General features: G+C 50.0%; 7 protein-coding genes and 1 pseudogene. 2 read left to right on the plus strand and 6 right to left on the minus strand.

What is annotated here, in order from left to right; genetic code table 11:
• Positions 1–51: 51 nt before the first annotated feature.
• Genes DBY90_RS09540 through DBY90_RS13390 form a run of 3 tightly spaced genes read right to left on the minus strand, consistent with a single transcriptional unit; the run spans position 52 to position 2,354 of the window.
• Entirely contained in the window at positions 52–1,758 is a 1,707-nt protein-coding gene (locus DBY90_RS09540; RefSeq protein ID WP_234405129.1) for a TonB-dependent siderophore receptor, read from the minus strand.
• Between the two features lie 41 nt (positions 1,759–1,799).
• On the minus strand, positions 1,800–2,093 hold the full coding sequence (locus DBY90_RS13385; RefSeq protein ID WP_325047863.1) for a TonB-dependent receptor plug domain-containing protein: 294 nt from the start codon (positions 2,091–2,093) through the stop codon (positions 1,800–1,802).
• A gap of 24 nt (positions 2,094–2,117) precedes the next feature.
• The gene (locus tag DBY90_RS13390; RefSeq protein ID WP_234405131.1) at positions 2,118–2,354 is read right to left on the minus strand and encodes a hypothetical protein; all 237 of its coding nucleotides are present in this window, start codon (positions 2,352–2,354) and stop codon (positions 2,118–2,120) included.
• Between the two features lie 247 nt (positions 2,355–2,601).
• Between DBY90_RS13390 and DBY90_RS09545 the strand changes: the two genes are divergently transcribed.
• On the plus strand, positions 2,602–3,609 hold the full coding sequence (locus tag DBY90_RS09545; RefSeq protein WP_107987084.1) for an IS5 family transposase: 1,008 nt from the start codon (positions 2,602–2,604) through the stop codon (positions 3,607–3,609).
• 135 nt (positions 3,610–3,744) lie between these two features.
• Here DBY90_RS09545 and DBY90_RS09555 read toward each other — a convergent pair.
• The 3 genes and pseudogenes from DBY90_RS09555 to DBY90_RS09565 form a co-directional block, all read right to left on the minus strand.
• Positions 3,745–3,951, minus strand: a pseudogene (locus DBY90_RS09555) (helix-turn-helix domain-containing protein); the annotation flags it as partial.
• Between the two features lie 418 nt (positions 3,952–4,369).
• Complete coding sequence (locus tag DBY90_RS09560) at positions 4,370–5,155, minus strand: ABC transporter ATP-binding protein (protein ID WP_070490870.1); 786 nt, start codon at positions 5,153–5,155, stop codon at positions 4,370–4,372.
• A gap of 3 nt (positions 5,156–5,158) precedes the next feature.
• Positions 5,159–6,127 carry a FecCD family ABC transporter permease gene (locus DBY90_RS09565; RefSeq protein WP_234405132.1) on the minus strand — a complete coding sequence of 323 codons (969 nt, stop codon included), beginning with the start codon at positions 6,125–6,127 and terminating at the stop codon, positions 5,159–5,161.
• 735 nt (positions 6,128–6,862) lie between these two features.
• Here DBY90_RS09565 and DBY90_RS09570 point away from each other — a divergent pair.
• A complete protein-coding gene (locus tag DBY90_RS09570) occupies positions 6,863–7,411 on the plus strand; it encodes a TonB-dependent receptor plug domain-containing protein (protein WP_107987088.1) in 549 nt (182 codons plus the stop codon).
• Positions 7,412–7,485: the final 74 nt, after the last annotated feature.

Below are 7,485 nucleotides of genomic sequence, written 5' to 3' on the forward strand. Positions count from 1 at the left end.
TTTTAAAACAAAAGTGCAGGCTGCTTTTCGTTATTTCAGACGACCAGGAGATTACAGCCGCCAGTTCAATTTGAACATGATATTGCGCGGCATGCCGTAAAAATTGTAAGCGCCGTTGCTGCGGTTGGCATTGTTTTCAAAATAACGTTTGTCTGTCAGGTTGTTACCTATCAAGCTCAAACGGATTCGGTCGGTCGGCGCGTATTGCACATCGGCATGCCACAAGGTGTAGCCGCCCTGCTTGAGATTAGGCTGGTTATACAGGTTGCCGGTACGGCTTTGTGTGCTCATACCCACACCTATGCTCCAACGGTTGGCAGCACCCGGCAAACGATAGTTGGTGTAAAGCCGGAAAATATTGCGCGGCGTGTGCTGACTGAATCTTTGCCCATCTTCGTTGTGTTCATCACCGTTGCGGTATTTGCTGTCGTTGTAGGTGTAGCCGGCAAACAGCTTCCAGTTATCGGTCAGATTACCGGAAATTTCCGCATCCAAGCCTCGGCTGACCACGCGACCGGTGTTGATATAGTAGCCGTTGCCCATGCCGTCGTCACCGCCATAAACGGCACGGTTTTTCTGGTCGATTTGGAACAAGGCGACGGCCGTGTTCAGGCGGTTGTTGTTCCAAGCGGATTTCCAGCCGATTTCGTAGTTGGTGCCGATAACGGGCGGTAAATCATTGCCGCTGGCATCTTTATATTCGAGCTGCGGTTTGAAAATCGAGGTGTAGCTGGCATACAGGCTGTGATGCGGCGTTACATCCCATGTAATGCCCAGATAAAGCACAAAGCAGTTGTGGTTGATGCGGCGGGTCAGTGTTTCCAATGAGACAGGGTTGGCAGGGTCGATAATGTCATCGGTGTTTTGCCGATAACGCCAACGGGTGTAGCGGAATCCGGCCAGCAGGTGCAGTTTGTCGGTCGGATTAAAGCGGATGCCGGCACTGACGGCATAGGAACGGGTATGCTCATCGGTATGCCGGCGGATGGGATTGAAGCGGTAATCCAGATCGGCCAGTTTGCTCCAATCGGGGCGCGGGATAACGGAACCGTCAAACGGCTCCAGCGGGAAATCGCGGCTCAAGTTAGGGTCGCACCAGTTCGGCCAGCCGCGCGATGCGCAAAACTGGTTCCAAGAGTCGGACGGGTCTGCCCACAAATTCCAATGCTGCATGGTTTCGGAATCGGTACGCCGTTTGTTGTAGCTGTATATGGCAAACACGTCGTGCTGCCGCCCTAAAGCCTCAAAGCGGCCGGTCAGCTTGCCTTGTGCCGTCCATTGCGTGGTTTTGTTGTCGGCAAGGCGGTTGCCGCTGCCCCAAATGGTGCCGCTGCTGTTTTGCCAACTCGGCCCGCTGCTGAGCGCGGCATACTCTCTAAATGCGGTATCGCGACGATAATCGACCAAGCCGACAGCCCGCCAGTTATCGTTGAAATCGTACCGCAGCTCCGAAAATAAATTGAATTTGGTGAAGCGGCTGTTGTTCCACGGCGCACCGGAATAAGCATTGCGCGGCAGATGCAGCGGATGATCCTCGCTGCCCGCAGGCAGGCCGTACACATCCGGCACCGCATGGCGGTTTTGATACAGGCTGCCCACCGTCCACACTGCCTTTTCGCCCAAATCGAAATCAAGCACGCCGTACACCACGTTTTGCCGGCTATTGACGCGGTCGATGAAAGAGCCTGCCTTTTCCCATGCACCCGACAGACGGCCGCGTACTGTGCGGCTGCTGTTTAGGCTGCCGGAAACATCCAATTCGCCGCGGTAAGTGTCGAAACGCCCGCACTCACGCTGCCCTACACTTGCTGTGCCGAAGTCGGCCGTTTGCGTACCGCATTGATGGTTCCGCCCGGCTCGCCGTTGGCCTGCGTCAAACCGGTGGCACCGCGCACCACTTCGATGTGATCGTACACCGACAAATCGGTCTGGCTCTCGGCATTGAGAATGGTTTCGCCCACATAGCTGGAAACATCGGAAGAAATGCCGTCTTCTTCTATTTGGTCGATATAGAAACCGCGCGACATGAAGCGCGAGCGGTCGGAATCGCGCACAACGGTAACCCCCGTAGTGACCTTCAGCGCGTCTTCCAAACGGGTAATGCCCTGACCTTCAATCTAGGTTTTGGTAATGACGCTGACCGACTGCGGCGTTTCCTTGGGCGACAAAGCCAAACCCGTGGTGGTACGCATGGCGGAGGTGGTGAACGAATCGCGGTTTTCGGTACGCGTACTGCGGTTCACTCCTTGCACATGGATATTTTCCAACACCTCAACTTCCTCTGCCGCCGCCATAGCATGCACCCCCAGCAACATAGAGGCAATCAAGCTCAGGCGAAATCCTGAATGGTTCATTTCTTCACTTCTCTTTGCATAGGTTAAATTAACCGCCCATTTTATCGGCAACAGGGAAATGTGCTTATCGGCAAAATGTCGTAGTCTTAAAGCGTGAGATAAAGAAATATCATGCCAAACCTGAAAGCAACATCAATCGCACCACAATACCCGATAGTAGGAAAACATGGTTGTTTGGCTACCTGAGACCTTTGCAAAATTCCCCAAAATCCCCTAAATTCTCACCAAGACATTTAGGGGATTTCTCATGAGCACCTTCTTCCAGCAAACCGCACAAGCGATGATTGCCAAACACATCGACCGCTTCCCACTGTTGAAGTTGGATCAAGTGATTGATTGGCAACCGATCGAACAGTACCTGAATCGTCAAAGAACCCGTTACCTTAGAGACCACCGCGGCCGTCCCGCCTATCCCCTGTTGTCCATGTTCAAAGCCGTCCTGCTCGGACAATGGCACAGCCTCTCCGATCCCGAACTCGAACACAGCCTCATCACCCGCATCGATTTCAACCTGTTTTGCCGCTTTGACGAACTGAGCATCCCCGATTACAGCACCTTATGTCGCTACCGCAACTGGCTGGCGCAAGACGACACCCTGTCCGAATTGCTGGAACTGATTAACCGCCAACTGACCGAAAAAAACCTAAAAGTAGAGAAAGCATCCGCCGCCGTTATTGACGCCACCATTATTCAGACCGCCGGCAGCAAACAGCGTCAGGCCATAGAAGTTGATGACGAAGGACAAGTCAGCGGACAAACCACACCGAGTAAGGACAAAGATGCCCGCTGGACAAAGAAAAACGGCCTCTACAAACTCGGTTACAAACAACATACCCGTACCGATGAGGAAGGCTATATCGGGAAACTGCACATTACCCCCGCCAATACCCATGAGTGCAACCATCTGTTGCCTTTGCTGGAAGGCATTGCCGAAGGTACGACCGTCTATGCCGACAAAGGCTATGACAGTAAGGAAAACCGGCAACATCTGGAAGAGCATCAGTTGTTAGACGGCATTATGCGCAAAGCCCACCGCAACCGTCCGCTGACGGAAGACCAAATCAAACGTAACCGCTATTTGTCGAAGGCCCGTTATGTAGTCGAACAAAGCTTCGGTACGCTGCACCGTAAATTCCGCTACGCCCGAGCAGCCTATTTTGGTCTGTGTAAAGTGAGTGCGCAAAGCCATCTGAAGGCGATGTGTTTAAACCTGTTGAAAGCGGCCAACAGGCTAAGTGTGCCTGTTGTTGCCTAAAAGACGGCCCGGATGCCTGATTATCAGGTATCCGGGGAGGATTAAGGGGGTATTTGGGTAAAATTAGGAGTGATTGGGGGCGAAAACAGCCGAAAACCTGTGTTTGGGTTTCGGTTGTCGGGGGAAGGGCTTTTTTTGCAAAGGTCTCTGTTTGGTAAGCCGGCTTTGCCGCTGGGCTTTTTCGGCGCTGTATTGCTGCCCTTGGGTACGGTGCCGTTTGATTTCGCGGCTGATGGTGCTTTTGTGTCGGTTAAGCTGTTTGGCGATTTCGGCGATGGTGCAGTGGCGGGACAGGTATTGGATGTGGTATCGTTCGTCTTGGGTCAGTTGTGTGTAGCTCATGGCAATCTTTCTTGCAGGAAAGGCCGTATGCTACCGCATACTGGCCTTTTTCTGTTATGGAAAGTTGCACTTCAAATGCGAATCCGCCTTGGGATGAATTCGTCAAATGTGTAAATTTTTGATTCTACTCATAAGATCATCAGTGCTTTTCAGGGGAAATATTGGGAAAACATATGGGCGGGAGCTAAAATCCTGTCATACTGGTTCTTAGCTCGATGGTGGGCGTACTTATATCCGGCTCAGCTGAAAACGGAATATTTCAACAAGATACTAAGGTGTAAGAAATTCCCGTGCGGTTTGCACGGCGGTTTGAGAATCAAGCCGAGAACTCCTCAACCGGTAGAATTACTATTACTTTACAACAAATGGTTTTCGCACGAAGAAATATTAAAACAGATACAAACTGCATTCCCCTCACTTACAGGCCGGTTATGGTACAGGCTTTGTGTTGGCGACCAGGGACATCAACCAGTTTCAAATCCACCTGATATAATTGACGCAAGTTTTCTTCATTAACAATCTCTGCCGTATTTCCCGCCCTCAAATGACCCGTACCGTCCAAAATGGCCGTCTGGCTGTCCGAGCAGCGGCCGTGCAGCAACAATGGATGCTCCGGATTGTGTGTCGTCATCACCACCGTGTAACCTTGTTCCGATAAATCGGCAATCAGGCGCAAGGCCTTGGCGGCATTGCCGTAATCTAAAGCAGAAGTCGGCTCATCAAATAAAATCAGCTGCGGCTCCTGCACCAGTACTTTGGCAATATTCGCCAACTGTTTTTCGCCGCCGCTGGCATCCATATAAATGTGGTCGGCAAGGTGGGCGATTCCCAAAACATCCAACGCCCGGCCGGCCCGTTCATAGTCCGCCGCTTCGGGTTTCTGCATCATTCCCAATCTTGCCGCACAACCGAGAACCGCATACTCCAACATCGTATAACGATAAGTTTGCGGCGGATATTGCGCCACATAAGCGGTTATTTTCGCTATTTGGCGCGCACTAATGGTTTGCAACGGCTTGCCGTCCAGCATAATGCGACCGCTTTGGGGTTTTAACAAACCGGCTATGCAGTTCAACAAAGTGGATTTTCCCGCACCATTTCGGCCGAGCAGCGTCAGCAGCCCCCCTTTGTCCAGTTTCAAATCAATCCCGTTTAAAACCAAACGGTTCCGGTATGAGTAATACAGGTTACCGATATCCAACATTATTTAGTCCGCCACTTTCTGCCGCACCAAGACCCACGCAAAAAACGGCGCGCCGATAAAACCGGTCATAATCCCCAGTGGGATTTCTTGTTCGTAAAGATTGCGCGACAACATATCGGTCAACAGCAGGAATACAGCCCCGATCAAAGACGCCAAAGGTAAGACGCGCAAATTATTATCACCGCCCAACATCCTTGCCAAATGTGGTACAACCAAACCAAGCCAGCCTATGGTACCGCTCAGGCAAACTGCCGAAGCTGTCAGTAAAGTGGCACATACTACCACCACTGTCCGCTCATATGTGATATCCGCCCCCACCAGGCGCGCCTCACGGTCTCCCAGCGACAATACGTTAATTCGCCAACGCATGGCAAATAAAACCGATATGGCCGCTAAAATCAATGGTGCCAACATAGTCAGATTGCCGTAATCCGATTTGGCCAAACTGCCCAACTGCCAATAGACGATTTCCGCTAATTCCGTCTCAGGGTCAGCCAGATATTTTACCAATCCCAAAACCGAAGACATAAACCCCGATACCACAATACCGGCTAATACCAACACTATGGCTGAATCGCGGCCGATCAGTTTGGGCAATGTCAAGGTTCCACCCACCGCCGCCAATCCGCCGATAAAGGCGGCCGTCTGAATTCCCCAAATCCCCAAACCCGCCAAAATAGCCGCTGCCGCGCCAATACACGCACCGGCCGAAACACCCAGCAAATCTGGAGATACTAGGGGATTGCGGAAAATACCCTGATAAGCCGTTCCTGCCGCCGACAGTGCGGCACCAACCAATACGGCCGCCAATACGCGCGGCAGCCGTAAATTCAGCACGACATTCTGCTGCACATCATCAGGATTCTGCTGCAACAGGCTTAACCACACCCCTTCCATAGGTACAGGGAAACGCCCCCACGATAGAGATATGGTTGCAGTAGCAACCAAAGCTACGGCCAACAAGGCCAGCATCAATTTATACGGCAGATAATGACGTAAAAATTTCGTTTCATTCAACATGTCAAATCCAACATCCGAAAATAGGATAAATATGCATATGGCAAATAATAGAAAATAACAGTGCCATTTGCACGGGGGAGAACCAAGCCTGCCCTTCTGAAAACAACAGATGCCATATAAGCAGCCATGCGGGACGAAGCTTGATAAGACGAGAGTTTTTTATTTTTGTTGATGAAGCAAGTAAATCGCTTGGCGATAATAGGAGTGAGGCGCGCGGTTTATAATGTTTATGTTTCGGTATTTCCTTAAAAAAACTGAAATAACTCTGACTTCTATAAAAAATTTGCATTCTATTGAGGGTACGACAATACTGTTATCAGTCAAAAGACGTAAAAAGATGTATACCTCTTTCGATTCAAACAAATATTCCTCGTATGCCGTCAAAATCTGAATAAATCCCAATTTAAACAAAAAAATAAAAAATTTTTTTTAAGAACTTATTCTTTCGAACTAACTCTTTAGAAATCTTTTACGTCCACTTACTTAATTTAATAATGTCCCCCTCCTTTTAATATGCCTGAAATTCACTTTTTATTTTTATTTTTAAAAATAAGAATTGGAATAAAGCGGGAAATATAACGGTTCCAAGCTTCAAATGGCATAACCTGCCGCTGGATTTCATGTAAACCCGGCATTCCAATCCCCCCTCCACATTTTATTATCATTTTATTTTAAGGATTGTGTTTCATGAGTTCTACTATTTTTAAATTAAGTGTTTTAAACACTCTATTGCTTACTGCTTTTACCGTTCATGCACAAAATAACGAAATTGCTACCGAAGTTGGCGAAGGTGAGCTACCGGCTGTTTATGTCACGGCAGAACGCCAAGTCAAACAACAGTTGGGAGCTTCCGTCATTACTGCTTCGGACATCCAAAAAAACCCCGTTACTAACGATTTATCTGAAATCGTCAGCAAAATGCCTGGCGTGAATATGAGTTCTAACTCACCTGGTGGCGAACGCGGCAACAAACGCCAAATTGATATCCGTTCCATGGGGCCGGAAAACACATTGATACTCATAGACGGTAAGCCGGTAACTTCGCGTAATGCCGAACGCTACGGCCGCAGCGGCGTGCGGAACACCCGCGGCGACAGTAACTGGGTGCCTGCCGAAATGGTGGAGAAAATCGAAGTATTGCGCGGTCCTGCTGCAGCCCGTTACGGTTCAGGGGCAATGGGCGGAGACCTTTGCAAAATTCCCCAAAATCCCCTAAATTCCCACCAAGACATTTAGGGGATTTCTCATGAGCACCTTCTTCCGGCAAACCGCCCAAGCCATGATTGCCAAACACATCGACCGCTTCCCAC

This window comes from Neisseria mucosa (assembly GCF_003044445.1).
GTDB lineage: Bacteria > Pseudomonadota > Gammaproteobacteria > Burkholderiales > Neisseriaceae > Neisseria > Neisseria mucosa_A.